This window comes from Pseudonocardia benzenivorans CB1190 (genome assembly GCF_000196675.2).
In the GTDB taxonomy this organism is placed as follows: domain Bacteria; phylum Actinomycetota; class Actinomycetes; order Mycobacteriales; family Pseudonocardiaceae; genus Pseudonocardia; species Pseudonocardia benzenivorans.
On sequence record NC_015312.1, the window covers coordinates 1,332,004 to 1,357,815 of the forward strand.

The following is a 25,812-nucleotide window of genomic DNA, read 5'->3' on the forward strand; positions in this document are numbered from 1 at the left end:
CTCGGCGGAATCGGCATCTTCCACCGAAGGTGGCTCACGATGGTCAGTTACGACGGTGCACGATGAGGTCATGGTGAAGACGGTGTACCTGTCGGGTCAGGCGAAACCGGTCGTATTGACGCGGCCATCTGGGTCCGATGCCGTGTTCGCTCGTCCGCGCAGCGCTGGGGTCTGAGATGGCAGCCGACCCGATTGATGCGAATATCGACGCCCGCGAGTTAACCAGAGAGCTCGTGTCAGGTCTGCACCATCTTCGGCACGTCGACCTGGACAAAGCGGGTACAGCGTTGGGTTTGGTCATACCACCGGAGCATCCGGACCCGTCACAGGTCGGCGAGGGGAAGCCGTTGTCCAAACGGCAGCGGCTCGACATGGCGTTCGACGCCATTGCACCGAGTGATTACGAGGCCGTGTGTGCCAGCTTCCTCAAGCATGGTGATCTAACGATCGAACTGAGCAACCGAGTCGAGGACCTGCTTTGGTCACGCGAAAACTGGCCGCAGATTACCGCCCGGACACGCCGTGAAGTCGCCGAAGCGCTGGACGCGTTCGATGCGATCTGGTTGGAGGCGGACGGACTTCTCAACCTGGTCAAGCGGCACTGGGTGTTGCCCTCACCCGAGTGGTCGTTCGAGCCCACGGACCCGTATGAGCCGGTCGTGCGGCACATGTTCCGCTTCCCGGGCGACTGGACAACGCTGCAGTTCTTCAAGGAGATCGGTGCTCTAAACGGTGGAGATCGCCGGTTCGTGCTGTTCCTGGAAGGGCTGTTGTCTGCGTCGGTGAACCCGAGGGAGGCACGACAGCGGGAGATGGTCGCAGCCATCTCGCCGATCCTTGCCCGCGCGGGCCTGAAGGTTACGGAGTCCGGCACGAATGACGGCTACCCGACCTTCACGATCGTTGCGCTGGGAACCCGACCTCGGCCAGCCCAACTTATCCTCTTTGCCGGTCGGCACGGTAAGCCTGCGCTGCGGCTGCGCGACGTGCTTGATCAGAGCATCGAGATATTGACTGGGGATGACGCCGTACTCACCTACGACGTCCCCGTCGGCGATCGCGGCCTGACCTGGCGAGACGTAGAGTCATGGTGGTCGCACCGCAAGGGCATCCCCGCCGACCAGGCGAAGCTTGAGCTTTGGCGACGGCTAGTGACAGTTTGTGCCGATGCGTCACCAGCTCAGCACGCGCTACTCGTTGCATACTACGACTACGCGAAGGACCACGACCCGCTGTTCGCGCTGTTACCGGAGGTTTGGTTGCATTGGGATCCAATCTCGCGGAGACAGCGCGGCGAGGACGCCTTCCTGAACCAACGCATGGACTTCCTGATGTTGTTGCCTGGGCTCAGGCGAGTCGTGCTTGAAGTCGATGGGGAACAGCACTACGCGACCCCCTCCCGGCAACCGAGCCCTCGTATCTACAGCGAGACCACCCGCGGCGATCGCGACCTTCGCCTGGCCGGATACGAGGTCTACCGCTTCAGCGGCTACGAACTCAGCGAAGACCGCGCCACTAAGACCGTCTCAGACTTCTTCGACCGGCTCCTAGCTGGGTCATATCGGGCGTAAACGACCAGTTCGAGTACGTTTGGCCGCCGTCCGGCGCGACGACCGGTCACAGCAATACCTCAGCGGTGATCGGCACAGATTCGGCCCGCCGAGGGTCCAGCGTGTCCACAACGAGTCAGGAGCGACATCGGCAGCGTCATTGCATCCGATATACGGCTCGCCCAGCGACTCAGGTCCCGTCGAAGTACACCTCCGCGGTTCGGCGGATCTGTGCCAGCCGCTTCGAAATGGCGCTGTGGTTGGCGTAGCCGAGAACCTCGGCGATCTCGGTTTTCTTAGTCATGCCACTGTTGAGCAGCACCACGATCTGCTGGTTACGCGCATCCATGAGCGCGAGGAAGTCGTTGGTGACCAGATTGCCCAACACCTCGCTCTCCGGCCCTTGGACCGGGATCGTGTCGGTCAACTCGACGAGCTTCACCGTGACCTTGCGTCGCTTGCCGTGCAGCTTGCGTTCGAAGTCTTCGCGTGCATACGACCACTGGCTGGAGAAGTCGTCCTCTACGCGGTGGGAACGGACGGCGTCCAGGATGCCGCGGAGTTGGCCGGTCCGGTCGGCGGCATCCACGGTCTCAACCACGGCGTCTTGGGCGTCATCCTCACCGAACCACACAGGGCCGCCCATCCGCGGATTGCCGGCGATAGCTCCGGCGAGCACGCTCCCGTCCTCCAAGGTGACCGGGCTGGGGGTCTTGCCCTTGTCGACCTCGGGGAAGTCCCTCAGCCGGTCCTGGATCGTCGCGGTGACCGCGGGCACCCAGAAGTCGAGGTTGTGGGCCAGCAGCCGGATCGGGTCGTCGGCCGAGAACGCCTTCATCTTCGACCCGGACATCAGGTGCGGCCAGACCGTCCACGCCCAGGCGCTGGCCAGCCGGGCTTCGAAGTCGGTCGGGAGGAAGTCGTCGATGCCTGCCCAGTCAGCCATGAACGGCCATTGGCCACCACGCAACAGCGGGAGTCCGAACATGTCCAGGACGCGCTTGGGCAGCAGGTGGAAGAGCGGCGCGTACTCGAAGTACCGGGCGCGTGTCCGAGGCACGAACGTGACGTTGACGTCGCCGAGGTCTGCGATCTTCGCCATCGGTTTGGGCAGGTCGTCCATGTCGAAGAAGCGTCGCCGGAACTGGGCTGACTCCCACAGCATGTTCCACTGCCCGACCGCTCCGACCAGCTCCATGTCCGATCGGGCCATCGGGAGCGCCACGTACTCGGGCGGAGCGGGTTCCAGCGGACGGAGCACGCCATTGAACAGGAAGCCGGCCGACATGTTCTTCAGGCTTGGAAACTCTTCCGGGGTTGCCTTCCCATCGGGAAGGAACACGCCGTCGCGGCGCCATTCCAGGATCTCGGCCGCGGTTGGCTCGCGCTCATCGCTCACCCGGTCCTCCGCGTGCCGTTGTGCTGGCCGTTCGTCGATCTGCGTCATACCTACATCACGACAGTCTGCGCCGGATCCGTTCCGACCGCCGCGACAGTCACTGAGCGTTAGACCTTGCTTCACCTTCGACACTTTCGTGGTCCTCTGCTCCGTCTGGCGGCCCGCTGCCGAACGTCTTGAAGACCGTGGCCCGAGCGGACGGGAAGAGTCAGCGTCGCCCTGGAGAATGAGTGAGCCGAGGGCGACGGCGGCCACCAAAGCACGGACGACGCAACTCCGTCGTCCCGAACCGGCGGGACTGGGTGGGAGGACGCACCGCGGGCGTCACAACTGAGTCGGCATGGAGCACGAGCGCGACCTCCAACTCAAGCATGGTCGGCGCTGGAACGCTGTCGATGTCCTCACACCAGGCAGCCAGCAATCCAGCGAGCTCGTCGTCCTCACCACCCACGCCATCACCTCACCCGTTCGGTTATCACCAAGCGTCGTACCTGCTCGACCTGGCGTTACGCTTGCCACCGCTAGGCCACGAGCATCGCTCTCGCATGCGTCTCATCCGCCACGTCACTCTCGGCTCGCTGGGCCCCGACCTGCTCGTCGAACTCGGCCCGGACGGTCTTGACGAGGTGACGGGCCCGAGCAGCCCCCACCCCGAGCCGGACGCGCAAGGTGTCGGCGGATATCGGCTTCTGGTGAGCCGCACGATGAGCGGCGTCCTCGCGCCGCGCCTGAGCCAAGAGCGCCTCCGGCGTGCGCTCAACGGCTGCTTTCTCTCGACCTTGCTGCAGAACGTCTTCGTCAGGTTGCGCCTGCGTCTCCGGCGCACCGTCATTCGAAGGCACATCGGTAGCCGACTCCGACCGCTCGACCTCGCGTGCGACTGGCGTACGACTTGTTGCGCCGATCGCTTGCAACAGGCCAGGGCCGACCTCGGACCATCCGATCAGGAGGAGCGGCCCTACCGCGTCGAACGCCGCCTTACCGAATTCGCTCGCGACGAGAGGCTCTGCCACGTTCAGCGCGAGCGTGACCACGCTGGCGAAGATCAGCAGTCGACGCGCTGGCCGTAGCACCTCCAAGGATGCACCGGTGAGAGCCAGATGCCGGGTGCCGAGCAGAAGCCCGAGGATCGAAAGGTCAACCGCGGGAGCCACGAGCGGAGCGACCCAAGTGGGCACGCCGAGCCGGAAGGCGAGGTTGAGGACGTTGCCGAAGCCGAAGAGGAAGGTGAGGCCGACGACGACGCCCATGATCACGGTGACGGCCTGTACGACGGAGGCCCCGTCCGAAGCTGATCGCGTCGACATAGCTGCACGCCTGGTCATCGAGGACCACCTGCTTCGACGCGCGGGCGGCCGTGGGTGTCGCGGGTGGGGATGCCGCGTTCGCGCAGTTTGTTCAGCACCGTGGTGTGGTTGACGCCGAGGTGATCGCCGACTCGGGCCAGGGACCAGCCAAGGTTGTAGAGGTGGATGGCGTCGTCGACCTGATCGGGCGAAAGGCCGCGGCGGCGCATCGGCACGCCATGTCGGTGGAGGATGGTGCTGACCGTCCGCCGTTCGACGCCGAACCTGTCACCGAGCTCGTACACCGTCGCGCCGGACCGGTAGCCGGCGATCAGCTGCTCGACCTGATCGGAGCGGAGTTGCCGAGCGCGGCCGGGGCGGTCGCGCTTCATCGACGGCGGCTCGGGTGTATCGAGGCTGGGAAGCTTCTCACGGAGCTCTTCCAGTGCCCTGACCTGGTCTTTTATGTTCGAGTAAGGTCCCCTAACCTCCACAGGGACCGGAGCATCGGTAGCCCCTTAACCGGGTCTGACCTGCGGTTTCGCAAGGTCGAGGGGTTACCGATCGGGTTTTGTCGATTTTGCCCCCAACTAGAACCCGCTTTCGACGAGCGGATGGTTTCGAAGCTGCAGTCGCCTTGGTGGCGGCAGATTTCGACGCCACGCATGTCGAACGGGGTCGCGTCGGCCGGGTCGGCGAGGAAGACGAACTCGGCGCCGGGGTCGATGTGGCGGCGGATGAGTCAGGCGCAGGCGGCGCGGTCGATGTGGATGTTGGCGCGGGTGGCTCATTTCACGAGAGCTGCTCTTGGGGTCGATGATGGGCTGGGCGAGGGTGTCGACGGCGGCGCTGGCCTGGTCGCGTTCGGTGGGTGGGAAGTAGTCGCGGCGGTGGTGGATGCGGCGCAGTTTGGCGCGTAGCCGCCGGGCCAGCGACAGTCGGGCGTTCTCGTCCCGGCTTGCTGCGGTGGTGGTCTCGGCGGTGACCTTGCCGGATTCGGCAGCACGGGCGGCGGCCAGGTCGCGTTCGGTGACCGTGGTGCCGGGGTGGGCGATCCGGATGGCGGCGTTGCCGCCGGCGTCGAGGATTCCGTCGGCGATCCAGTCGAGTGTTCGCGGGTGCGGGCGTCGGCCGGGAGGGCGATGAGGCCGTCGGAGATCTGCGCGACGCCGAGCCGCTTGAGCCCACCGGCCGTCCCGGCAATGGTGGCAGCTCACGCGGTAAACGGAGGTTGCGGTGGCCGTGCCATTGGCGCTCCTTCCGTTGAGGCGCCTGAACTTTCAGCCGAAGCGCCGCTCGGGCGGCGTGTCGCGTAGGGCCTCGCCGAAGGCGCGTAACCGGCCGACGACCTCGTCGGTGGGCAGGTCGTGGCGGGTAAGGGCGTTGGTGATCGCGCGGTAGGTGTCGGCTTCCAGGCCGCAGCGTCGGCACTCGTCCAAATGCTCCTGTATGCGGCGAGACGTCACGTCGTCGGTCTGTCCATCCAAATAGGACTGGAGAACTCGTGATACTTGCCAGCACTGGACAAGCGACAGGATCTTCACGACACACCTCCGGGAGTCGTAACCGCAGCCGTGGTCAGGTGTCGCCGGATTCGCGTGCGGGCGCGGTGCAGCCGGCTCATGACGGTTCCGACCGGGATGTTGAGGGCTTCGGCGGCGTCGGCATAGCCGAGGCCTTCGACGTCCACGATAGCGATGACCTGCCGGTACTTGTCGGGCAACGCGTTGAACGCGTCTTCGACTTCGGCGGCGAAGCACTGGTCGACGACGAGGTGTTCGGGGTTGCCGTCGTCGGCGTGGTGGTCGCAGAGGGTGTCCAGGGCCTGATCGGGGTCGTCGAGCAGGTGCGGTCGCCGGCGGCGGTGCCGGTTGTGTTCGGCATTGCGCAGGATCGTCAGCAGCCAGGCTCTGGGGTGTTCGCCGTCGAACCGGTCCATCGAGCGGTAGGCCCGCAGGAGGGTTTCCTGCACGAGGTCCTCGGCGTCGGCAGGCTGGCCGGTGAGCGTGCGGGCTACCCGGTAGAGGACGTCGGTCTCCGGCAGGACATAGCGCGCGAACGTGTCACCCCGGGTGCCAACCTCCGCCACAGCGATCCCCCTTCTCCCCGTCGACACTGGATGTCTGCCGTCGCGCCGAGGGCAACGTAGAAGGTCACGGCGGGCCCGAAGGGGTGATGTGTCAGGTGGCCGACACACTTGCCCGGCTTGGTTCTGGTGAACTTCTTCCGCCGTCGCACAGTGTCGGCGTGCTGACATTCGTGCTGCGGGGATTGGCCCTGGCTGGTGGGGTTGTGCCTGCACCCTGATCACGAACCTTGACCGAGGAGCGGCTGGTGGCGGAGCGGAAGCGGGATCGGGACGAGGTGTTCGTCGAGTACACCAAGAGCATCTGCCCGGTGTGCAAAGTGGTTCTCGACGCACAGGTCAACATCCGCGAGGACAAGGTCTACCTGCGGAAACGCTGTAAGGACCACGGCGAGTTTGAGGCACTGGTCTACGGCGACGCCCAGGCCTATCTGTCTTCGGCGCGGTTCAACAAGCCGGGCACGATCCCGCTGACCTTCCAGACCGAGGTCAAGGACGGCTGCCCGTCGGACTGCGGCCTGTGCCCGGAGCACAAGCAGCATGCCTGCCTCGGGATCATCGAGGTCAACACGAACTGCAACCTGGACTGCCCGATCTGCTTCGCCGACTCCGGCCACCAGCCCGACGGCTACTCGATCACCCTGGAGCAGTGCGAGCGCATGCTCGACGTGTTCGTCGAATCCGAGGGCGAGGCGGAGGTGGTGATGTTCTCCGGCGGGGAGCCCACCATCCACAAGCACATCCTCGACTTCATCGACCTCGCCCAGGCCAAGCCGATCCGCAACGTCACCCTCAACACCAACGGCATCCGCCTCGCGACCGACAAACTGTTCGCCGCGGCACTGGGCGAGCGCAACGGCCGCGCCGGCAAATCGATCAACATCTACTTGCAGTTCGACGGCTTCGACCAGCGCACCCACCTGGAGATCCGCGGCAAGGACCTGCGCGAGCGCAAGCGGCAGGCACTGGACAACTGCGCCGACGCTGGGCTCACCGTCACCCTCGTCGCGGCGGTCGAGCGCGGGCTCAACGAGCACGAGCTCGGTGACATCATCGAGTTCGGGCTCGCGCATCCGGCGGTGCGGTCGGTGTCGTTCCAGCCGGTCACGCACTCCGGGCGGCACGTCGAGTTCGATCCGCTGACCCGGCTGACCAACTCCGACGTCATCGAGCTGATCGCCGCGCAACGCCCGCACTGGTTCGGCAAGGACGACTTCTTCCCCGTGCCCTGCTGCTTCCCGACCTGCCGGTCGATCACCTACCTGCTCACCGAAGGAACGCCAGGGCAGCCGGACTTCGGGGTGGTGCCGATCCCGCGGCTGCTCAAGGTCGAGGACTACCTGGACTACGTGTCCAACCGGGTCGTGCCGGACTACGCGATCCGAGAAGCCCTGGAGAAGTTGTGGAGCGCCTCGGCGTTCATGGGCACTGACACCACCGAAGAGCGGCTCCGCCAGACCGCCGAAGCGCTCGACTGCACCGACGCGTGCGGGGTGAACCTGCCCGAGGCCTTGGCCGACCTGACCGACCGGGCGTTCATGATCGTGGTGCAGGACTTCCAGGATCCCTACACGCTCAACGTCAAACAGCTGATGAAGTGCTGCGTCGAGGAGATCACCCCTGACGGCCGGCTGATTCCGTTCTGCGCCTACAACTCCGTCGGCTACCGCGAGCAGGTGCGCGCACAGATGTCCGGGGTGAAGATCGCCGACGTCGTCCCGAACTCGGTCGAACTGCGGCCGCTGCTGGTCGACTCGCCCTACGGCTCCAAAATCGCCGGAACCCCCGATGCCGCAGGCAACGGCAACGGCAACGGGCACCGGCCCGCGATCGCGCCGGACACCACCAACGTCGGCCGGCGGGCGGTGCCGGAATGAGCACGCCGGCCGAGATCAAGGCCTGCTGCGCCGCCTCCTACGGCAACGACGCCGTGGCCCTCGTGCTCGGCGAGTCCTACCATCCCGGCGGGCCGGCGCTGACCAGAAAACTCGCCGAGCGACTGCGGTTGCACAGCGGTCAGCGGGTCGCCGACATCGCCACCGGGCCCGGCGCGACCGCGCGGCTGCTCGCCGCCGAGTACGACGTCACCGTTGACGGCGTCGACCTCGGACAGTCCACAGTAGAACGCGCGACGGCAGCGACCGGCGAGGCCGGGCTGGCTGCCAAGGTGCGGTTCCACCTCGGCGACGCCGAACGGATCCCGCTGCCGGACAATGCTTTCGACGCCGTGGTGTGTGAGTGCGCGTTCTGCACGTTTCCGGACAAGGCCACCGCCGCAGCCGAGTTCGCTCGGATCCTGCGGCCGGGCGGCCGCGTCGGCATCACCGACGTCACGATCGCCGAGGGCGGGCTACCCGAGGAATTGGGGACGCTGGCGGCGTGGGTCGCCTGTATCGCCGACGCCCGCCCGCTCGCGGAGTACGCGGCGATTCTGGAACGGGCTGGGCTGCGTGTGGTGCACACCGAGACCCACGACGCGGCGATCGCGCGGATGATCGACGAGATCGACGCCCGGCTGCGGGTGCTGCGGATGACCGCGTCCGCCCGGCTGGCCGAAGCCGGGGTGGATGTCGAGGCCGTGCTGCGGTATGTGGCGCTGGCCAGGGAGGCCGTGGCGGACGGGCTCATCGGGTACGCCCTGCTCGTCGCCGAGAGGCGCGCTTCGGAAAGAGTGTTCGCCGGCTGACAGTCCTGCTCGGCACACCGTCCTCGCGTGGTTGCGGGAGAGCACGGTTGTGCTCGGCGAGGAGGCGACGTCATGCGGGACCGCGAACTGCACGCGCAGGCCGGCGTCTGGTGTCATCGCGAACCCTGTGTCGCGGTGCTGGTGATGGAGGGTGAGGCAGCGGACCGGTCGAACGGGGGTGCGATCGCGGCGGACGCGCTCTATCGGGTGGCCCTGGCCCACGGGCTGAGGTTGACGACCGATCTGGATCATCTCGCGCTGCAGCCCCTTGTTGGGTGGCGAATGCTGATCGACGGCAACCGGCGGGTGACTTTGCGGTGGCCGCGGTTCCAGCCACTGCTCGACCAGGCGCCACTCGGCCTCCCCACAGGTTGGGTGCGTCTGGCGCTCGCACGTCAGGTGGTCCTGGTGTTCGCTGGCTACGGCCTTGGCTTACATGAGCAGGCACGCACGGCAGCCCCCGGACTTGACCGGAGGCTGCGGTGCGCGGCCGAGGTGGGTGCTTTGGCCGCGGGCGCCGTCACCGTGTCCGTCCTCGAATCCTGACGCGGTGATGCGGCACCTCGGCCGTCACCGAGTCTGGCGGACCTGGACGCCGTGCCAGAACGCGACCCGGTTGCGGATCTTCTCCGCGGCCGGGTACGGCTGCGGGTAGGTCCAGGCCGCGTCGGGATTGCTCTGTCCGTCGACGGTGACGGTGAGGTAGCGCGCGGTGCCTTTCCACGGGCAGACCGTGGTCGTGTCGCTGGCCCGGAAGTGCTCCTGCCGCACCGATTCCGTGGGGAAGTAGGCATTGCCTTCGACTTCGACGATGTCATCGCTTTCGGCGAGCACGGTGTCCTGCCACACGGCTTGGTAGATCATGGGAATCCTCTCCTGAGCTGTCGGGGAGGAAACCCGGTAGGAGCGCCTGAACTTCCCAGTGATACCTACGGCACGGTGAGCTGGGGCACGCCGACGATCACGGTGACGACGTAGAAGGGCGGCGTGCCCGCGGGGAATCCCAGTAGTTCCGGGTCGGTGGCCGGTGGGTCGGGGCGCAGGCAGATCGTGGTGATGCCGAGCCCAGTGACGTGGTAGTCGAATACCGAGATCGTCGAGGTGCCGGTGATGCGGCCTTCGTTGGGCAGGGTGCTGCGGTCGTAGAGGTCGACGCGGCCGCGCAGCGGGAGCAGCCAGGTGGGCACGAGATCGGCGGTCGGGCTTGGCTGGCAGGTGGGTCCGGTGTCGGGGATCCAGTGGATCGGGTCGCTGGGCAGCTGGACCTGAATATGCGCGCCGTTCGGCACGGTTTGCGGCATCCAGGTGCCGTTCCACCAGAACAGGTTGTCGCGTTGCTGCTGGGTGAACACATAGGCGTGGCCGTTGGTCAGCGGCTGGCCGCCGCCGTCGTCGGAGCCGGGCGCGGCGACAGCGCTAGAGGTGCACAGCAGCAAAACGGTCAGGGCGGCGATGGCCAGGTATCGGCGGCGCATGCTCACCGCCTCCGGTCGATGAGGATGTTGCCCATCATGCCGTTGTCCTCGTGGGGAAGGATGTGGCAGTGGTAGACGGTCTTGCCGATCGTGTCCGGCCGGAAGTAGGTGCGCATCGTGAACCGGCCGCGCGGAGGTAGCCGGAATACGTCCCACCACACCTCGGGGTCCGGGTACCAGGAGGTGTCGCCGGGCGGGATCCCTTGCACGTCAACGACTTGGAAGGGGTTGACGTGGATGTGGAAGGGGTGCTGGAAGACGTCCTCGTTGACGATCGTCCATTCCTCGACCGTGCCGGCTTCGACTTCTTGGTCGATGCGGTCCATGTCGTATTCCTTGCCGTCGATGAGGAATCGAACCCCGATGCCGTGCCGCCCGGAGATGTCGCCGGAGAAAGTGAGTGTGCGGCGGCGGGCCACCGGCAGGTCCGGCATCCGCGGCGGCTCGACCAGCTTGTCCGGGATTCGACCAGTAGCTGGCGGGCCGGTGACGATGAGGGTGGCGAGCTGGACGTAGGGACGGGCCCGCCAGGGTGGCCCTGGTCGTAGCGCTGCGCGTAGACCCGATACCGGCCCGGCTGTCCACCATGGACGATGAACTCAGCGCGGTTGCCCGAGGTGAGCATGAGGTTCGGACGGCGGCGCGGAGTGGCGAAGGGGATGCCGTCCTGGCCGATCTGGTGCAGGTCGTGCTCGTCGATGTGCAGCCAGAGCGCACGGTGCGGGCTGGCGTTGAGGAAGCGCCAGCGCTGGGTTTCGCCGGGCCGGATGGTGATCTCGGGCAGCAGTTGGCCGTTGATGGTGAAGTACATGCTGGACGGGATCGCGGGAATGCCGTTGAACGGGACTGGGCCGCCGGTGGGGATCACCAGTGTGGTGGGGACCTCGCCGTTGTCGTCGCCGATCCACAGTTCGTTGGCGACCAGGACCCGCTCGCGCATCTCGGCGATCTCGGGTACCTGGTCGATGTCGCCTTCGACGATGATCGGGCCGGACAGCCCGGCCCACCCTTGGTGGCTGGTGGAGCCGTGGAAGTGCGGGTGGTACCAGTGCATCCCGGCGGGGTGGTCGGCGGGGATGTCGTAGGAGTACTGGTGGGAGCCGAGCGGGTCGACCCGGACGAACACGTTGTCCGCCACGCCTTCCGGGGAGACCTGCAGGCCGTGGGTGTGGATGTTGGTGGCGATCATGGTCTGCGGCAGGGTGTGACCGCGCAGCATGTTCCCGGCGGCGGAGGGGACGCAGTCGAGCGTGCCGTGCGGGTGGCCGGTGGTGCCGGCGGTGTCGCCGGGGTGTGCCGCGCACAGCGGGGGCAGCTTGTTGAGCGGGATGCCCATCGGCCGCATCCGGTTGCGCAGCAGCAGCCGCATCCGGTCACCGGGGCGGACGCGCAGGATCGGGCCGGGCAGTCCGCCGTTGTAGGTGTCCAGCGTCAGCACCCGGTCCCGGACGTGCACCTGGGTCGCGGCCATGTCCAGCCGATAGTCCAGCAACCCGCCCGCGCTGCGGACCTCCGGCAGGTCGCGCAACCGGTCGCCATCGGCATCCGCCGCGGGCGCCATCGCGGAGCGGGGCAGCAGGACGCCGCCCAGTGCCGCCGCGGTCAGTCGGGTCAGAAACGCCCTGCGGTCCATCGAGTTCCTCCGACATCCACCCTCGTCTGGCGATGTCGACGAAACCCGCTCACCGGGGCGTCAGCACTCCACCGGGACCACAAAACCCCCGTACTGGGTGATCACCTCCCCCGGATCGGGTGAGAGTCAACCGGCCTTCTTTCGGCGACCGACTAGCGAGAGGACCGTACCCACGACGAAGCCGAGCGCGACGCTGAGCAACGCCTCGGTCAGCGGCGGGACGCCGAACAGAATGGGACCGGCCAGTGCGTCCCGCGCGGACAGCAGCAGCGTGACCGCGACAGCGATCAGTGCACCGCCGAAGGCGGTGAGGGCTGCTGCGCCGATCGGCAGCGGCCGTCCGGCTCGCAGTCGCCGGGCGATCGGCCAGGCCGCCGCGACCACGGCCGGCGCCAGGTGATAGCTGGTCGTCGGATTGGCGGTGGCGAGGGCGAACCAGCCGGCGGCTGCCAGCAGGGTCACGGCCAGGCCCGCCTGCCACGGACCTGCGGCGCGCGCCGTCATGCCGTCGACGTCGAGATCGGCGAGAACATCCGGCGCATGGGCTCGGACGGCGTCGAGGACCGCTCCGGCGCGCGGATTGACCATCGCGGTGTCGCCGACCACCACGGTGGGCACGGTCTCGTTGCCGCCCGCGACCGCCCGCACCCGCGCCGCCGCGGCCCGGTCCGCCCAGATGTTGACCTTGGTGACGGGCAGGCCGATCCGGTCCAGGTCGCCGAGCAGCCGCGAGCAGTACGGGCAGCCGGGCCGCCAGTACACCGTGGCCGCGGGGTCCGCGCTCATGACGCCGTGGAACGCCCGAACAGGCGGCTCCAGAAGCTGCCGTCGGGCCGCGGTTCGGGTTCGCCCTCGATCCGCACCGCGGGATAGAACGCGACGTGGTTCTTGATCCGCCGGGCCAGCGGACTGGGATGCGGGTAGTACCACGCCACGTCCAGCTCGCTACCGCGGTCGGAGGTGAGATTGTAGTAGCTCGCGAGGCCTTTCCACGGGCAGAGCGTCTTGGTCCGGCTCTCGGCGAAGTACTCGGTGTGCACCGAGTCCGGCGGGAAGTAGTGGTTTCCTTCGACGCGGACCGTGCGTGGCGCTTCGGCCAGCACGATCCCGTTCCACACGGCACGCAACATGACTCCATACCACCACTGCCGCCGGGAAGCGGGCAGCTGGACTGTCAGCACGCTGACACGTATCGAAGTGTGTCACCTCGCTGACACTCGACGGTGATCGGACGAGCATTCCCGGCGAGACGCTGCCACGCTGCATGTATGGCGTTGTCGAAGCTGCCGGCCGCGGCGATGGAGCAGACGATGCGGCTGCTGGGCACCGGTCCCGCGGCCGACCTGGCGATCCGGCAGGCCGCGTGGGTGGCCCGCTGCGTCGGCCGGGGCGAGGCGGCGCCGCTGGGCCGCGCCGACGTGGACGCGCTCGCCGCGACCCTGCGCACCCGGACCTACGAGCGTGGCGCGGTCCTCTTTCGCGGCGGCGACGCCGCGGACGGGGTGTGGATCGTGCAGCGTGGCCGGGTCGAGCTGTCGGTGGGTGCCGGGCGGCGCCGGTCCGTCGTGTACGTGCTGCAGCCCGGTGACGTCGACGGCGACATCCAGCACCTGCTCGACATGCCGCTGACCTACACCGCACGGGCGCTGGACGAGGTGACCGTCCTGTCGCTGGACGCGGCCGCGTTCGAGAAGCTGCTGGCCGAGCACCCGCAGATCGCCCGGCGATGGCTCTCCAGCGTCGCGCAGCGGCTGGCGACCAGCCAGAGCCGCATCGTCGGGTTGCTGGGGCGGTCGCTGACCGAGCAGGTCGCTCGGTTGCTGCTGGACGAAGCGGTCGACGGCGAGGTTCCGCTGCCGCAGCGCACGCTGGCCGCCATGCTCGGTGTGCAGCGCCCGTCCCTGAACAAGATCCTCAAGGAATTCGAACGAGCCGGCTTGATCGAGGTGCGCTACGCCGCCATCGGCCTGCGCGACCCGGCCAAACTGCTCACCACAGCCGGATAGGAGACGAAACCGCGATGTCCAACACCGTCGACGTGGTCGTAATCGGCATGGGCCCAGGTGGCGAAGCGCTGGCCGGCCAGCTCGCCGAGGCCGGCCTGGCCGTGGTGGGCGCCGACGCCCGCCTCGTCGGCGGCGAATGCCCTTACTACGGCTGCATTCCGAGCAAGATGATGATCCGCGCCGCCAACAGCCTCGCCGAGGCCCGGCGGGTGCCGGCCCTGGCCGGGCAGGCCGATATCCGACCCGACTTCGCGCCGGTGGCGGCGCGGACCAGGGACGAGGCCACCGACAACTGGAACGACCAGGTCGCCGTGGACCGCTTCACCGGCAAAGGCGGCCGGTTCATCCGGGGCCACGGCCGGATCACCGGCCCGCAGACGGTGCGAATCGGGGACGAGGAGTTCACCGCGACCCGCGCGATCGTGCTCAACACCGGCACCGACCCGGCCGTCCCACCGATTCCCGGGCTGGCCGCGACGCCGTTCTGGACCAACCGCGACGCCGTCGCGGCCGAGACCGCACCGGAGTCGCTGATCGTGCTCGGCGGCGGCGCGATCGGCCTCGAACTCGCCCAGGCCTTCGCCCGGTTCGGCACGCAGGTGAGCGTGGTCGAGGTGGCCGAGAAGATCCTGCCCCTCGAAGAACCCGAAGCCAGCCAGGTCCTCACCGACGTCCTCACCGCCGAAGAACTCGCGCTGCACACCGGCGCCCCCGCCCAGGCGGTATCCCACGACGGCACCGGCTTCACCGTCCGCATCCCCGACGGCGAACTGAAGGCCGAACGACTGCTGGTGGCCACCGGCCGCGCCACCGACCTCGCCGGGCTCGGCCTCGCGTCGATCGGGCTGGACACCGACCGCCAGTTCGTCGAACCCGACGAGTACCTGCGCATCGCCGACGGCGTTTACGCGATCGGGGACATCACCGGCAAGGGCGCGTTCACCCACGTCTCGATGTATCAGGCCGCGGTCGCCGCCCGCCACATCCTCGGCGAGGACGGCCCCGGCGCCGAGTACCACGCCGTGCCGCGGGTGACCTTCACCGATCCCGAGGTCGGAGCGGTCGGGCTCACCGAGGCCCAGGCTCGCGAGCGGGGCATCGACGTCCTCACCGCCACCACCGAGGTGCCCAGCTCCGCCCGCGGCTGGATCCACCAGGCTGGCAACGACGGCGTGATCAAACTCGTCCAAGACGCGAACCGCGGCGTCCTGATCGGCGCAACCTCGGTCGGCCCGCACGGCGGCGAAGTGCTCTCCGCGCTCGCCGTGGCCGTGCACGCCGAAGTGCCGGTCGACCGGCTCAAGCAGATGATCTACGCCTACCCGACCTTCCACCGCGCCATCGAAGACGCCCTGTCCCGGCTGTTCTGATCGTCACGGTGGTGTCCGCTCGCTGACACTCTCCCTGCCGCCGGGCGAGGGCCGCGGTTAGCTTCCTGGGTCCACGGTTGTGAGGTGACGAGGTGGCGGTCGACGTGGCTGGCGAGGTCTGCCGGCACACCGGCAGGCAGATGTGCCCGCGGTGTTCGTGGACGCGGCCGCGCGAGGCGGCGCTGCTGGTGGTGCGCGGCCGGACGGCACGCACGGCGTTTCCGGTGGCGCTCGTGGTCGGCACCGTGCTGTCGCTGGTCAACCAGGGCACGACGATCGTCGCCGACACGGGAACCACGAGCACGTGGGTTCGGGTGGCGGTGAACTACGCGGTGCCGTTCATCGTCGCCAGCGTGGGCTACCTCGCTGGACGCCGGACCTCAGCGGACGCCACGCCCTGGCCCCGTTACCTGGCCCGCTACCACGACGCCCGGCCCGGCATCACCGAACTGCTCCTGGAGCAGGCCACGGATCGGCGAGCGGAGCAGCCCTACGAGTGGCTGCTCGAACCGCTGCCCGGCCGGCATGCGGTGATCCTCGACCTCGCCTGCGGCTCAGCGCCCACCCGTGAGCTGCTTCCGGACGCGCGGTGGCTCGGCGTCGACTTCTCCGCCGGGGAGCTGGCGCTCGCGATGGCCGCCGGTCGCGGCCCGGTGGTTCGCGGCCGCGTCGAGCGGCTGCCGATTGGAGAGAACGCCGTCGGTGCGGTGTGCGCGGCCATGTGCTTGCAGGTGCTGACCCCGCTCGATGCGGTGCTGGCCGAGGTGAAGCGGGTGCTGCGGCCGGGCGGGACGCTGGTGGCGCTGGTCCCGTCCCGGATGTGGTTCGGGCGCGGACTCCTCGGCTGGTGGCGGGTGATGCGGGCCCTGGGCATCCGCTCCCAGCCCTGGCCCAACCCCGACGCCCGCGACGCGCTGCCGAAGATCCTGCGCGCGCACGGGTTCATCGTCGACACCAGCGAACGCCGCGTGTTCCGGCGCGAGATCGGCGATCCGCACGCGGCGGCTCTGCTCCTCGACGGGCTGTACCTTCCCGACATCGCGCCCGACCGGGTCGAGGCCGCGCGCGCCGCGCTGGCGTCCTGGGCGCTGCCGGGCCGGTGGCTGCCGTTTCCGCTGCGCCGCGTCGTCGCCCACCTGCCCGTCGCGGGGTGAGAGGAGAACCGGTTGTCGTACTTGCCGTCGCTGCCTACCGACGCGGTCCTGCTCGACGTGTTCCGGGCGTATCCGGACACCGCGGGACCGCTGCTCGACTATCACGAGGCGCTGCTGCGGGGGCCATCCCCGGTGAGCGTGGCCGAACGCGAGCTCATCGCCGCCTACGTCTCCGGCCTCAATTCCTGCGGCTATTGCCACGGCGTCCACACGGCCACCGCGGCCGCGTTCGGCATCCCCGAAAACACGCTCAGCGCACTGCTCACCGATGTCGACACCGCGCCGGTCGACGAGCGGCTCAAACCGCTCCTGTCTTACGTCGGGAGGCTCACCCGCACCCCGAACCGGATGGCCGAGGCCGACGCCGACGCGGTATTCGCCGCAGGCTGGGACGAGCGTGCCCTGCACGACGCGGTCTCGGTATGCGCGCTGTTCAACCTCATGAACCGCTTGGTCGACGGGCTCGGCATCACGGCGGGCCCGGACTACTTCACACGCTCGGCGCGGCGGCTGGCCGACGGCGGATACGCGGGCCTCAAGACAATGCTCGGCGACGACCGGTGACGACCGAACCGGACAGCCGCGCAGCCACCAACGCGCTCCTGGACGGGTTGCGGCACGGACGATGGCGGCCGCGAGCCTGGACCAGATTCCTCCTCGACACCGTTCGGCGCTCGATCCACCAGGCCCGGATGCGGCCACGTGCGCTGGGCGAGATCACCCTGCTGCACCTCGTCTTCGCCGCGGCCGGCCGCGGGAAGCGTCCTGTGTGGACGATGGCGAGCTGGGTGCTGGCGGCCACCCACCTGGGCATGCTGGAAGACCGCCGCTCCCTCGGTGCGGCCGACATCGTCACCTTGACCCGCGCCAACCTGCCCGCGATCACCGACGGGTGGGCCGTCCCCGTTGTCGCCCTCGCCAGTGATGTCGCCGACGGCCACCTCGCCCGCAGGCTCGGTACCACGTCCCGGTTCGGGGCTGCCGCGGACTCGCTGGCCGACGCGGCCTTCTGGGCCTGGTTCGCCCTGCGCCACGAACCCAGCTGCCGGGTCCGCATCGCCGCGCTGGCGGCCTGGGTCGCTCCGGTCGTCGCGGTCACCACAGCGAGCTTCGGACGCGGCCGGATGGTGGACGCGCCACGGCCCGTCGTCGTCCGGCCGGCCGCGGCGATGCAGGCCGTGCTCGCCGCCCGCGCCCTCCTTCGCCGGACACGTGGCTACCGCAGCAGCAGGTAGACCCCGGCAGCGACCAGTGCGGCGACGAACGGGGTCACGGTCCACGCGACGGCGAAGTCACGGAGTGTGCGCGTGTTGAGCCGAGTCAGCTCGGTGCCCGAGGTCCCGGCGATCGCGCCGGTGGATACGTGCGTGGTGGACATCGGCAGTCCCGCGGCGCCGCCCATGCCGACCAGAAGGGCGGTGACGAGGTTCGCGCGAAGCCCCTCTGTGTGACGCAGCGAGACGACGCCTTCGCCGAGCCGGCGGGCTACAGGAATCCCAACGATCACGGCGCCGGCGCACATCGCCGCCGCCACAAGGTAAGTGACCCCAGCGATCGACATCCCCGCCGGCACGAGAGCGAACGCACCGACCGCGACCAGCTTCGGCGTGTCGTTGAGACCCCGCGCCGCGCTGACCGCCCCGGCCGACAACCAGTGCAGGCTCGTCAGGATGGCCGGCGGAACTCTGGTTACCGGGACGAACGGGACTCCGCCGTAGAGGCGCGCCGCGGCCGCAGGCCGGGTCCGGGCACCGGCGTCGATCCGGCGTGCGACTACGGCAACGCCTGCCGAGATCGCGAACGCCGCAGCCGCGCTGGCCAGGAGCGGAATCGCCACCTTGGTCAGCAGGGCCGACCACCGCACCTGTTTCGAGTCCAGCAGCAGGCCGGCGCCGATCAGCGCGCCGACGATCGCGTGCGTGGTGGAGACCGGCAACCGCAACAGGGTCGCCGCAGCCACCCAGACACTCACTCCGGCCAGGACCGCGAGAGCGAACTCCGGAGTCGGTGCCGCGGCGACGATGCCCGACGAGAACAACGTGAGCATGCTGGTCCCGAGCCATACTGCGGCGAGGGAACCGAGCAGCGTGGTCAGAGCTCCCCAGGCAACCGCCGTCCGGTAGCGCGTCACACCGGAACCAGCTAGCGTGGCCACGCCCTTGGACACGTCGTTGGCGCCGTTGGTGCCGGCCAGCAGCAGTACGCCCACCAGGATCGCCACCGTCACTGGTCCTCCTCATTCCCGGAACCGATCCGGGCATTCCAGCGGCATACCCGCGATCGGGGAAGGAGTTGTGTCGGCGCGCTGACAATCTCCAGACGTCACTCACGCGTCGCTGACGGATCGCCTCGACGTGCCCGGGATGCCACGCAGAGCTTCCTTGATCCCGCGCAAGGCTGCGGCGAGTTCACGACAGCCGGGGCACGCCCGCAGATGCGCCACCACCCATAGCCGATCACGGACGGCAAGCTCACCATCCACATAGGCCCCTACCGCTCTGCGCAACTGCCGATGCCGCCAACCCATGTCGGGGAACCCGGTGACAGCCGGGCCGAATTCCCGCCTGCTCGGTCTGTCACGGTTGTGACAGTTGCAGCCGGTTCGCGGAAAAAAGCCGATCCGGATCGGAAGGTCCGCGAGATCTTACCGAGTTTCCGTCGTGCCAGTTCGCGCCTCGCAGCTTCACAGCGTGCTGGCCGATCATCTCGCGCCCGGCGTGGACACATGGATGCCGCCGCTCGCGGGAACAGTCCGAGAACAGGAGAAAGATATGCGACGTATGGGTTTGCTTGCCGCGGCAGCGGCCGGGGTGCTCGCCCCACTGGCCGTGGCGCTGCCGGCATCAGCGGCTCCGGCGCACAACCAGCTCAACATCCCCATCATCGGCGATCTGCTCGGTGGTTCGACGCACAACGGGGCAATCGATCGGAATCCCCGGCACTACCGCCACCACGGCAGTGACTACGACGGTTCGAGCTCGGTAACGGTGTACGCCACCGGGGCCGACCGCAACGGCAACGTGTCGTTCGTCATCGAAGGGCGTGACCTGCCGCCGCTGATGCATGTCACGCTCAGCAGCGCCGGGCTGAATGCGGCCTGCGTCGGCGGCAACAGCCTCAACGGCGCGACGGCACGCACCGACCTGTCGGGCGACTTCAACTTCGGTGCGACCGGCACGACGTGTATCGACGGCACCTACCGGATCGATGCCACCGAGCAGTCCACCCCGTACCGCACGTTCTCCGCGGACGTGACCGTCGAATCCTGACCCTGCTGTCCGATTTGTGGTCCGGGCATGCCGGATGCCCCCTCCGGCTGCCCGGACCGCACCCCGGTTCCCGAAGTCGAAAGAGAGGCATGATGACCACCTCGCCCGCGGCGTCACCCGATAGCGATCTGGCGCGCCGCCCAGCTCGTGCCGACCGGCGGCTCCTCGTCGCGACACTCGCGCGCGGCGCGGTCGCGGGTATGGCGGCCGGCATGCTGTTCGCGGCGATGACCATGTGGCTGGTCGTCAGCCAGGGCATGCCGGTGAAGATCCCGTTGCTGGCCATCGCGAGCATCGTGCAAGGCCAGCACGCCATCGGTGCCGGCACGGCCAGCCCGCTCCTGGGCGCGGTCGTCCACCTCATGCTGTCCGCCGCGTTCGGGATGGTCCTGGCGTGGCTGCTGCGCCGGGCGCGGACCGACGCCACCGCGGTTCTCATCGGCGCCGGCTACGGCCTGGCGCTGTACGTGGTGAACTTCGTGGCGCTGGGCAGCGCGGTCTTCGCCGTGTTCACCCGGCTCAACCAGCCCTTCCAGGTCCTCAACCACCTCGTCTACGGCGTGCTCGTCGCACTCTTCCTGCTACTGTGGCGACCACGCCAGGCCCGCTCAGCGCGGTCGTAACGTGTTCCGCGACCCGGCCGGTCCCGGACCCAAGACCTGCCGGACGGCACGGAACATCCCGATCACCCCACGGGCCGCCCGGTGGCTGATCCAGTGCCTGACCGGGGATACGGCCGTCGACGTACCCGACGGCGACGTGGCCGAGCTGGCCGCGCACCTCGCGGTCCGCATCCTCCCGGCGGGTGCGGACGCGTTCGCATCCGGCGACCGGCCCGACGGGGTGTCGGTGATCCGCAGCGGGGCGATCGAGCTGATGATCGGCGAGGGCCCGCACCGGCGGGTCGCACAGGTGCTGCGCCAGGGCGACGTGTTCGGCGACATCCCGCTGCTGCTCGACCGAGATCCGCCGTATCGCCCGCGCGCGGCGACCACGACCACCTGCCTGTGGATCGCGGCCGAGGACTTCCGGCGCCTGGTTTCGGATCGGCCGGTGTTGGCCCGGGTGTGGCTGATCAGCTGCGCGCGCCGCTTCTTCGACAGCCAGGCCCGCTTGCTGCGATTGGTCGACGGCGCGCTGCCGCAACGGGTCGCCCGGCACCTGCTCAGCGAGGCACGCGACGGTGTCGTCGCCCTGCCGCAGGCAACCCTCGCCGCCATGCTGGGCATCCCGCGCCCGTCGCTGAACCGGGTACTGCGCGACTTCGAACGCAGGCGGCTGATCAGCCTCCACTACCGGCAGGTGCGGTTGCTCGACATCGACGGCCTGCGTCGCGCAGCACACGATTGAGCCAGAAACCTGCGGGAAAAGGGAATGTCCGGCACCAGCCAGCGGGTTCCGAACTCGGCGTGCGCCCGTGCACCCCGCTCGACCGCGCCCCGCAGGCACCGTCGAGACAAACCACATCTTGGCATGAGGAGCTCACTATCTTGCGTATGACGACTATGGGACGTCGTTCCCGGCTGCTCGGCATAACCGCCGCGGCGGTCGCCCTGTCCGTGGGCGCCACCGCCTGCGGCGGCGGCAACACCGGCAGCGGATCGCAGCCGACCTCGGCCCCGGCAGCCTCGTCCGCCCCGGTGCAGAACCCGCAAGCCGCGCAGACCAGCCTGATCACGGTGGCCTCGGGCAAGGACTTTCAGTCCACTGTGGATGGTCTGAAACAGGCGGTGTCGGCCAACGGCATGATGATCCTCGGCGACATGGACCAGGCCGGCGCGCTGAAGACGACCGGTCTGCAGCTCAAGGGCGCACACAGCTTCTTCGTCGGCAACCCGGCCGCCGGCAAGATGTTCTTCCAGCAGACGCCCGCCATCGGCGCGGTGATCCCGCTGCAGATGCACGTGTGGGCTGACGACACGGGCAAGACGAACATCAGCTACTTCGACCCGAAGCCGCTGTTCCAGGCGGTCGACCCGAAGCTGGCCGACGGCGGGCAGAAGATGTCCGACGCCGCGGCGATGATCGCCAAGGCCGCAACGGGCGGCACCGGCCAGCCCGGCACCGCACAGGACGCCAAGTTCGTCACCGTCGACGCCAAGGGCAGTTTCGACGACACGGTGAACGCGCTCAAGCAGGCGGTGTCGGCCAACGGCATGATGATCCTCGGCGATCTGGACCAGGCCGGGGCGCTGAAGGCGACCGGGCTGCAACTGAAGGGCGCGCACACGTTCTTCGCGGGCAACCCCAGCGTGGGCAAGATGTTCTTCCAGCAAGCTCCCGCCATCGGCGCGGTGATCCCGCTGCGCATTCTCGTCTGGGCCGACAACGACGGCAAGGCCCACGTCAGCTACTTCGACCCCAACGCCCTGTTCCAGGCAGTGAACCCGAAGCTCGCCGACGGCGGGCAGAAGATGTCCCAGGCCATGACGATGCTCGCCAACGCGGTCAAGTAACCGGCCGAAGTGGGGAACCTGATGGACCGCGCATCACCGTGGAACCAGTTCGGCGAGCTGGCCGCGACCGCCCTGGCATTGCTGGCCGCGGCGGCCGCGGGAGCGGAGCTGTTCGCGCTGTCGGCCACCGAACGCTGGCAGTTCCAGGATCTGCTGCTCTACGTCGGGGCACCTGCGGCAGGGCTGCTCATCCTGGTGGTCGTTGTCGCGGCGGCACTGCGATGGCAGCGCTTGGTCCGCGGGATCGGTCTCGGCGCGGCGGCGGGTGTGGTCGCGACGGTCGGCTTGGAGGCGGTGCGGATCACCGGGTTCCGGGTGTTCGATTCGATGCCCGGTGACCTGCCGACCCTGATGGGTGTCAAGGCCACCGGACGGATCATGCTCGGCCCCGACACCGCCGCCACGATCATCGGCTACGCCGATCACTTCTGGAACGGCGCCATGTTCGGAGTGATCTTCGCCTTGGTCGTCGGCGGATTCCCGGCTAGGCGCGGCGCTTGGGTGGCGGCGGTGATCGGTGCCGTCTACGGCTTGGCGCTGGGTTTCGGATTCGTGACCGGCCCGGTGCCGCGCTCGTTGGGGATCGGCGGGATCTTCTCGACCGTCGGTGTCGGCGAGTTCCAGACCACCGTGTACCTGGCACACCTGGTGTTCGGTGCCCTCCTGGGCCTGCTGGTGCACCGGTTCGGCTCCGGCGTCACTCCACTGTGGACAGCGGTGCTGCGTCTCGGGCGCACGGTCATGGGACGGGAGGGCACTGCGGCCACCCGGCACCGGAAGTAAAGCGACGCCGGGTGGCCTGGCCGCAGCTGTGGTGCGGCCAGCCACCCGGGTTGGACCGTTCACCTGCTGCGGCCGACGCTGCCGATGGCGTGGACGAGCAGGCTCGGGCGGCCGCCGAGGGAGTTGACGAACAGACTGGTGACCGAGGCGGCCATGGCCACCATCGCCCACACCGGGTGCACCAGCCCCGTCGCGGCCAGCGGAATGCCGACGCAGTTGAAGGTGAACGCCAGTGCGACGTTCTGTTTGACGCGGCGGTAGGAGCGGCGGCTGATCTCGCGTGCGGTGAGCATGAGCGTGAGGTCGTCGCGGACGAGGATGATGTCGGCGGACTCGGTGGCGATGTCGGTGCCACTGCCGACGGCCACACCCACGTCGGCGCGCATCAGCGCGGGCGCATCGTTGATGCCGTCCCCGACCATCGCGACGGTGTGCCCGGCCGCCTGCAACCGGCCGACCAGATCGGCCTTGTCTTCGGGCAGCACCTGCGCGTGCACCTCGTCGATACCCGCCTGCCGGGCGATGTGCCCGGCGGCGCGCGGGTTGTCACCGGTGACCAGTACGGGGATCACGCCCGCATCGCGGAGCGCGGCCACGACCTGAGCGGCTTCAGGCCGGAGGGCGTCGGCCAAGGCGAACACACCGAGGGGATGGTGGTCCCGGACGACCACGACGACGGTGTGCCCGTCGTCTTCCAGGCGCGCGATGGTGTCCCCCACTGGGGAAAGGTCGAGGCCGTTGGCGGTGAGGAACGCGGGCCGCCCCACCAGCACGCGGTGATCGTCCACCGTGGCGGTGACCCCGAATCCCGTGGTGGCCTGGAAATCCGTCACGGCCGGAAGCTCCAGCCGCTGGTGCCTGGACGCGTCGCGGATGGCGCGGGCGAGGGGATGCTCGGAGTGGGTTTCGGCCGCGGCGGCCACCGCGAGCAACTCTTCGGCGGCCACGCCGTGCGCCGGGCACAGTTCGCTGACCACCGGGCGGCCCGTGGTCAGGGTGCCGGTCTTGTCCAGCAGCACGCGGGTGACGGTGCGGAAGGTCTGGAACGCCTCGCCGGTGCGCATGATGATGCCGGCGTCGGCGGCCGCGCCGGCGCCGCGGACGATGGCCAGCGGGGCGGCGATCCCGACCGCGCAGGGGTAGCCCATCACGAGCACGGTCAGCGCGGCGAACACCGCCCGCTGCACGTTCACCTCGCCGGTGATCGCGGCGGACCCGAGCAGCCAGCCGAACAGCGACAGTGCCGAGATGCCCAGGACGGTGGGGGTGTAGACGCGCAGGATCCGGTCCACCAGGTGCAGGATTCCGGGTTTGAGAGCGCGGGCGTCCTCGACGTGGCGGACCACCTGCGCCAGGAAGCTCTCCGAGGCGGCGGCCGTGGTTCGCACGAGCAGGCTGCCGTTCCCGTTGAGCGACCCGGACACCACCGCGTCGCCGGGTCCCTTCTCTTGCGGCACGGGTTCGCCGGTGACCACCGACATGTCCACTGTGGATGATCCCTCGTTGACCCGCCCGTCGACCGGAATCCGTTCCCCAGGCCGGATCCGGACGACGTCGCCCACGACGACCTGCTCGACCGGAATCTCGGCCTCGGTCCCGTCGCGCACGACGCGGGCCAGGTCGGGTTGCAGGTCCAGCAGTTTCTTGACCGCCTGGCTGGAGCGGGTCTTCACCAGCAGCGACAGCCATTCGGAGAAGATGTGGTAAGTGGCCACGAGCACGGACACGGCGAAGAACGCCGCCGTCGGGTAGCCGGGAAACGCCCCGGTCAACCCGATGATCCCGCCGGCCAGCCCGGCAAACGCCCCGATCTCCAGCAGCACGTGCTGGTTGAGAATCCCGCGCCGCAGCGCCTGGTAGGCCATCCGCACGATATGGTGCGCCACCCCGGCCACCACGATCACCGCCAGCACTCCGGCCAGCCAGCCGATCAGCGACTCACGCACCACCCCGGCCCCGCGGAGCACGAGTGCCACCACGCCAGGGGCCACGATTCCCGCCGCGCCCGCCACCGCCGTGCCGAGCCCGGCGGGGCGCAGGATCGCGACGGCGACCGGCACCATCACCACGGCCACCGACATCGGGACCAGCACCGACCACACACCGACCACGGTGGCGATCAACCCGATCGCCGCGAGCGCGGCAGTGATCGCGCCCAGCAGCCGGAGCCCTTCGCGGACCAGGGCCGCTTCTTCCTCCTCGAACGGGCGCAGCTTGCGCGGGTCGTACAGCTCGTAACCGATGTCACGCAGCGTGGACAGGATCCGCTCCGGCGCGATCACGGTGGGCTGGTAGTCGACCAGGACCTGTTCGTGGGTCAGGCTCACCGCGACCTGGCCGACCCCGTCGAGCCGGCCAAGGGCCTTGTCGATCGTGCCGGTACACAGCGAGCAGTGCAGCCCCGCGATCCGCGCCCGGATGCGGGCGTGCCCCGGCTCGGTCGACGGCTCGCCTGCCCACGCCTCGGCGGGCGCGTGCGTGCCGGTGCTGATAGCGGTACCTTCTTTCATGGCTGGGACCTCCGGGGAACGCTTCTGGTGCTTGTCCTGCGAGGACTGAAATGAGACAGCGTCCTCGGGGGTTGTAGCCGGAGGCTTGTCGTCTTGGAGGGTGTTGTCCCGATGAGGACTGGTTTATCAGCACGACGCGCGGCCTCCGG

At 68.8% G+C, this 25,812-nt stretch carries 29 protein-coding genes and 1 pseudogene; 15 read left to right on the forward strand and 15 right to left on the reverse strand.

What is annotated here, in order from left to right; all coding sequences use genetic code 11:
• Window positions 1-176 precede the first annotated feature (176 nt).
• The gene (locus tag PSED_RS06430; protein WP_013673441.1) at window positions 177-1,571 is read left to right on the forward strand and encodes an AbiJ-related protein; all 1,395 of its coding nucleotides are present in this window, start codon (window positions 177-179) and stop codon (window positions 1,569-1,571) included.
• 169 nt (window positions 1,572-1,740) lie between these two features.
• Here PSED_RS06430 and PSED_RS06435 read toward each other — a convergent pair whose 3' ends face one another.
• The 4 genes from PSED_RS06435 to PSED_RS35605 all read right to left on the reverse strand — a co-directional run bounded on the left by PSED_RS06435 (window position 1,741) and on the right by PSED_RS35605 (window position 4,962).
• A complete protein-coding gene (locus tag PSED_RS06435) occupies window positions 1,741-2,997 on the reverse strand; it encodes a hypothetical protein (protein ID WP_049803326.1) in 1,257 nt (418 codons plus the stop codon).
• 473 nt (window positions 2,998-3,470) lie between these two features.
• Entirely contained in the window at window positions 3,471-4,274 is an 804-nt protein-coding gene (locus PSED_RS06440) for a hypothetical protein (RefSeq protein WP_013673443.1), read from the reverse strand.
• Complete coding sequence (locus tag PSED_RS06445; RefSeq protein ID WP_013673444.1) at window positions 4,271-4,627, reverse strand: hypothetical protein; 357 nt, start codon at window positions 4,625-4,627, stop codon at window positions 4,271-4,273. The genes PSED_RS06440 and PSED_RS06445 overlap by 4 nt, the downstream gene beginning before the upstream one ends.
• Window positions 4,628-4,698: 71 nt before the next feature.
• Window positions 4,699-4,962 carry a chromate resistance protein ChrB domain-containing protein gene (locus PSED_RS35605; RefSeq protein ID WP_407692847.1) on the reverse strand — a complete coding sequence of 88 codons (264 nt, stop codon included), beginning with the start codon at window positions 4,960-4,962 and terminating at the stop codon, window positions 4,699-4,701.
• Here PSED_RS35605 and PSED_RS06450 point away from each other — a divergent pair.
• Window positions 4,850-5,155, forward strand: a complete 306-nt coding sequence (locus PSED_RS06450) for a hypothetical protein (RefSeq protein ID WP_041759348.1) — start codon at window positions 4,850-4,852, stop codon at window positions 5,153-5,155. The genes PSED_RS35605 and PSED_RS06450 overlap by 113 nt on opposite strands.
• 360 nt (window positions 5,156-5,515) lie before the next feature.
• Here PSED_RS06450 and PSED_RS06455 read toward each other — a convergent pair whose 3' ends face one another.
• Window positions 5,516-5,779: an anti-sigma factor family protein gene (locus PSED_RS06455; protein WP_013673445.1), complete on the reverse strand. Its 264-nt coding sequence runs from the start codon at window positions 5,777-5,779 to the stop codon at window positions 5,516-5,518.
• Window positions 5,776-6,324: an RNA polymerase sigma factor gene (locus tag PSED_RS06460; protein WP_013673446.1), complete on the reverse strand. Its 549-nt coding sequence runs from the start codon at window positions 6,322-6,324 to the stop codon at window positions 5,776-5,778. Before PSED_RS06460 ends, PSED_RS06455 begins: the two co-directional genes overlap by 4 nt.
• A 245-nt stretch (window positions 6,325-6,569) precedes the next feature.
• Between PSED_RS06460 and PSED_RS06465 the strand changes: the two genes are divergently transcribed.
• The 3 genes from PSED_RS06465 to PSED_RS06475 all read left to right on the forward strand — a co-directional run bounded on the left by PSED_RS06465 (window position 6,570) and on the right by PSED_RS06475 (window position 9,553).
• On the forward strand, window positions 6,570-8,198 hold the full coding sequence (locus tag PSED_RS06465; RefSeq protein WP_013673447.1) for a radical SAM protein: 1,629 nt from the start codon (window positions 6,570-6,572) through the stop codon (window positions 8,196-8,198).
• Window positions 8,195-9,007: a class I SAM-dependent methyltransferase gene (locus tag PSED_RS06470; protein WP_013673448.1), complete on the forward strand. Its 813-nt coding sequence runs from the start codon at window positions 8,195-8,197 to the stop codon at window positions 9,005-9,007. The genes PSED_RS06465 and PSED_RS06470 overlap by 4 nt, the downstream gene beginning before the upstream one ends.
• A gap of 72 nt (window positions 9,008-9,079) precedes the next feature.
• The gene (locus tag PSED_RS06475; protein WP_013673449.1) at window positions 9,080-9,553 is read left to right on the forward strand and encodes a hypothetical protein; all 474 of its coding nucleotides are present in this window, start codon (window positions 9,080-9,082) and stop codon (window positions 9,551-9,553) included.
• Window positions 9,554-9,577: 24 nt separating this feature from the next.
• Here PSED_RS06475 and PSED_RS06480 read toward each other — a convergent pair whose 3' ends face one another.
• The 6 genes and pseudogenes from PSED_RS06480 to PSED_RS06500 form a co-directional block, all read right to left on the reverse strand.
• Complete coding sequence (locus tag PSED_RS06480) at window positions 9,578-9,871, reverse strand: DUF427 domain-containing protein (protein ID WP_013673450.1); 294 nt, start codon at window positions 9,869-9,871, stop codon at window positions 9,578-9,580.
• Window positions 9,872-9,936: 65 nt separating this feature from the next.
• A complete protein-coding gene (locus tag PSED_RS06485) occupies window positions 9,937-10,488 on the reverse strand; it encodes a hypothetical protein (RefSeq protein WP_158511297.1) in 552 nt (183 codons plus the stop codon).
• The gene (locus tag PSED_RS35610; protein ID WP_369333444.1) at window positions 10,485-10,916 is read right to left on the reverse strand and encodes a multicopper oxidase domain-containing protein; all 432 of its coding nucleotides are present in this window, start codon (window positions 10,914-10,916) and stop codon (window positions 10,485-10,487) included. The genes PSED_RS06485 and PSED_RS35610 overlap by 4 nt, the downstream gene beginning before the upstream one ends.
• Window positions 10,917-11,038: 122 nt before the next feature.
• Window positions 11,039-12,115, reverse strand: a pseudogene (locus PSED_RS06490) (multicopper oxidase domain-containing protein); the annotation flags it as partial.
• 126 nt (window positions 12,116-12,241) lie between these two features.
• Window positions 12,242-12,901, reverse strand: a complete 660-nt coding sequence (locus tag PSED_RS06495) for a glutaredoxin domain-containing protein (protein ID WP_013673453.1) — start codon at window positions 12,899-12,901, stop codon at window positions 12,242-12,244.
• Complete coding sequence (locus tag PSED_RS06500) at window positions 12,898-13,245, reverse strand: DUF427 domain-containing protein (protein ID WP_013673454.1); 348 nt, start codon at window positions 13,243-13,245, stop codon at window positions 12,898-12,900. Before PSED_RS06500 ends, PSED_RS06495 begins: the two co-directional genes overlap by 4 nt.
• Before the next feature lie 138 nt (window positions 13,246-13,383).
• Between PSED_RS06500 and PSED_RS06505 the strand changes: the two genes are divergently transcribed.
• The 5 genes from PSED_RS06505 to PSED_RS06525 all read left to right on the forward strand — a co-directional run bounded on the left by PSED_RS06505 (window position 13,384) and on the right by PSED_RS06525 (window position 17,880).
• Window positions 13,384-14,121, forward strand: a complete 738-nt coding sequence (locus PSED_RS06505; RefSeq protein ID WP_013673455.1) for a Crp/Fnr family transcriptional regulator — start codon at window positions 13,384-13,386, stop codon at window positions 14,119-14,121.
• Window positions 14,122-14,135: 14 nt separating this feature from the next.
• Complete coding sequence (locus tag PSED_RS06510; RefSeq protein ID WP_013673456.1) at window positions 14,136-15,491, forward strand: dihydrolipoyl dehydrogenase family protein; 1,356 nt, start codon at window positions 14,136-14,138, stop codon at window positions 15,489-15,491.
• A gap of 92 nt (window positions 15,492-15,583) precedes the next feature.
• Window positions 15,584-16,645: a nitrate/nitrite transporter NrtS gene (gene nrtS / locus PSED_RS06515; protein ID WP_013673457.1), complete on the forward strand. Its 1,062-nt coding sequence runs from the start codon at window positions 15,584-15,586 to the stop codon at window positions 16,643-16,645.
• 12 nt (window positions 16,646-16,657) lie between these two features.
• Window positions 16,658-17,209, forward strand: coding sequence for a carboxymuconolactone decarboxylase family protein (locus PSED_RS06520; RefSeq protein WP_013673458.1), 552 nt, complete (start codon window positions 16,658-16,660; stop codon window positions 17,207-17,209).
• 128 nt (window positions 17,210-17,337) lie between these two features.
• On the forward strand, window positions 17,338-17,880 hold the full coding sequence (locus PSED_RS06525; RefSeq protein ID WP_013673459.1) for a CDP-alcohol phosphatidyltransferase family protein: 543 nt from the start codon (window positions 17,338-17,340) through the stop codon (window positions 17,878-17,880).
• Here the strand turns inward: PSED_RS06525 and PSED_RS06530 are convergent.
• Window positions 17,862-18,872 carry an inorganic phosphate transporter gene (locus tag PSED_RS06530; protein WP_013673460.1) on the reverse strand — a complete coding sequence of 337 codons (1,011 nt, stop codon included), beginning with the start codon at window positions 18,870-18,872 and terminating at the stop codon, window positions 17,862-17,864. The two genes, PSED_RS06525 and PSED_RS06530, sit on opposite strands and share 19 nt — an antisense overlap.
• Window positions 18,873-18,971: 99 nt before the next feature.
• Window positions 18,972-19,172 carry an anti-sigma factor family protein gene (locus PSED_RS35615; RefSeq protein WP_083845102.1) on the reverse strand — a complete coding sequence of 67 codons (201 nt, stop codon included), beginning with the start codon at window positions 19,170-19,172 and terminating at the stop codon, window positions 18,972-18,974.
• A 163-nt stretch (window positions 19,173-19,335) separates the two neighbouring features.
• Between PSED_RS35615 and PSED_RS06535 the strand changes: the two genes are divergently transcribed.
• The 5 genes from PSED_RS06535 (at window position 19,336) to PSED_RS06555 (ending at window position 23,153) form a co-directional block, all read left to right on the forward strand.
• Window positions 19,336-19,914 (forward strand): hypothetical protein, encoded by a 579-nt coding sequence (locus tag PSED_RS06535; RefSeq protein WP_143271421.1) that lies wholly within the window; start codon window positions 19,336-19,338, stop codon window positions 19,912-19,914.
• A gap of 89 nt (window positions 19,915-20,003) precedes the next feature.
• Window positions 20,004-20,537 carry a hypothetical protein gene (locus PSED_RS06540; protein WP_143770386.1) on the forward strand — a complete coding sequence of 178 codons (534 nt, stop codon included), beginning with the start codon at window positions 20,004-20,006 and terminating at the stop codon, window positions 20,535-20,537.
• Between the two features lies 1 nt (window position 20,538).
• A complete protein-coding gene (locus PSED_RS06545) occupies window positions 20,539-21,264 on the forward strand; it encodes a Crp/Fnr family transcriptional regulator (protein WP_013673463.1) in 726 nt (241 codons plus the stop codon).
• A 146-nt stretch (window positions 21,265-21,410) separates the two neighbouring features.
• Entirely contained in the window at window positions 21,411-22,370 is a 960-nt protein-coding gene (locus PSED_RS06550; RefSeq protein WP_101437555.1) for a DUF302 domain-containing protein, read from the forward strand.
• A 21-nt stretch (window positions 22,371-22,391) separates the two neighbouring features.
• The gene (locus tag PSED_RS06555) at window positions 22,392-23,153 is read left to right on the forward strand and encodes a hypothetical protein (RefSeq protein WP_013673465.1); all 762 of its coding nucleotides are present in this window, start codon (window positions 22,392-22,394) and stop codon (window positions 23,151-23,153) included.
• Window positions 23,154-23,212: 59 nt separating this feature from the next.
• Here PSED_RS06555 and PSED_RS06560 read toward each other — a convergent pair whose 3' ends face one another.
• Window positions 23,213-25,663, reverse strand: coding sequence for a heavy metal translocating P-type ATPase (locus PSED_RS06560; protein WP_013673466.1), 2,451 nt, complete (start codon window positions 25,661-25,663; stop codon window positions 23,213-23,215).
• Window positions 25,664-25,812: the final 149 nt, after the last annotated feature.

Coding starts and splice junctions, on each gene's coding strand:
- PSED_RS06430 (WP_013673441.1), top strand. CDS start 177: ATGGCAGCCGACCCGATTGATGCGAATATCGACGCCCGCGAGTTAACC.
- PSED_RS06435 (WP_049803326.1), bottom strand. CDS start 2,997: ATGACGCAGATCGACGAACGGCCAGCACAACGGCACGCGGAGGACCGG.
- PSED_RS06440 (WP_013673443.1), bottom strand. CDS start 4,274: ATGACCAGGCGTGCAGCTATGTCGACGCGATCAGCTTCGGACGGGGCC.
- PSED_RS06445 (WP_013673444.1), bottom strand. CDS start 4,627: ATGAAGCGCGACCGCCCCGGCCGCGCTCGGCAACTCCGCTCCGATCAG.
- PSED_RS06450 (WP_041759348.1), top strand. CDS start 4,850: ATGGTTTCGAAGCTGCAGTCGCCTTGGTGGCGGCAGATTTCGACGCCA.
- PSED_RS06470 (WP_013673448.1), top strand. CDS start 8,195: ATGAGCACGCCGGCCGAGATCAAGGCCTGCTGCGCCGCCTCCTACGGC.
- PSED_RS06475 (WP_013673449.1), top strand. CDS start 9,080: ATGCGGGACCGCGAACTGCACGCGCAGGCCGGCGTCTGGTGTCATCGC.
- PSED_RS06480 (WP_013673450.1), bottom strand. CDS start 9,871: ATGATCTACCAAGCCGTGTGGCAGGACACCGTGCTCGCCGAAAGCGAT.
- PSED_RS35610 (WP_369333444.1), bottom strand. CDS start 10,916: ATGCCGGACCTGCCGGTGGCCCGCCGCCGCACACTCACTTTCTCCGGC.
- PSED_RS06495 (WP_013673453.1), bottom strand. CDS start 12,901: ATGAGCGCGGACCCCGCGGCCACGGTGTACTGGCGGCCCGGCTGCCCG.
- PSED_RS06500 (WP_013673454.1), bottom strand. CDS start 13,245: ATGTTGCGTGCCGTGTGGAACGGGATCGTGCTGGCCGAAGCGCCACGC.
- PSED_RS06505 (WP_013673455.1), top strand. CDS start 13,384: ATGGCGTTGTCGAAGCTGCCGGCCGCGGCGATGGAGCAGACGATGCGG.
- PSED_RS06510 (WP_013673456.1), top strand. CDS start 14,136: ATGTCCAACACCGTCGACGTGGTCGTAATCGGCATGGGCCCAGGTGGC.
- PSED_RS06525 (WP_013673459.1), top strand. CDS start 17,338: ATGCGGCCACGTGCGCTGGGCGAGATCACCCTGCTGCACCTCGTCTTC.
- PSED_RS35615 (WP_083845102.1), bottom strand. CDS start 19,172: ATGGGTTGGCGGCATCGGCAGTTGCGCAGAGCGGTAGGGGCCTATGTG.
- PSED_RS06540 (WP_143770386.1), top strand. CDS start 20,004: ATGATGACCACCTCGCCCGCGGCGTCACCCGATAGCGATCTGGCGCGC.
- PSED_RS06550 (WP_101437555.1), top strand. CDS start 21,411: ATGACGACTATGGGACGTCGTTCCCGGCTGCTCGGCATAACCGCCGCG.
- PSED_RS06555 (WP_013673465.1), top strand. CDS start 22,392: ATGGACCGCGCATCACCGTGGAACCAGTTCGGCGAGCTGGCCGCGACC.
- PSED_RS06560 (WP_013673466.1), bottom strand. CDS start 25,663: ATGAAAGAAGGTACCGCTATCAGCACCGGCACGCACGCGCCCGCCGAG.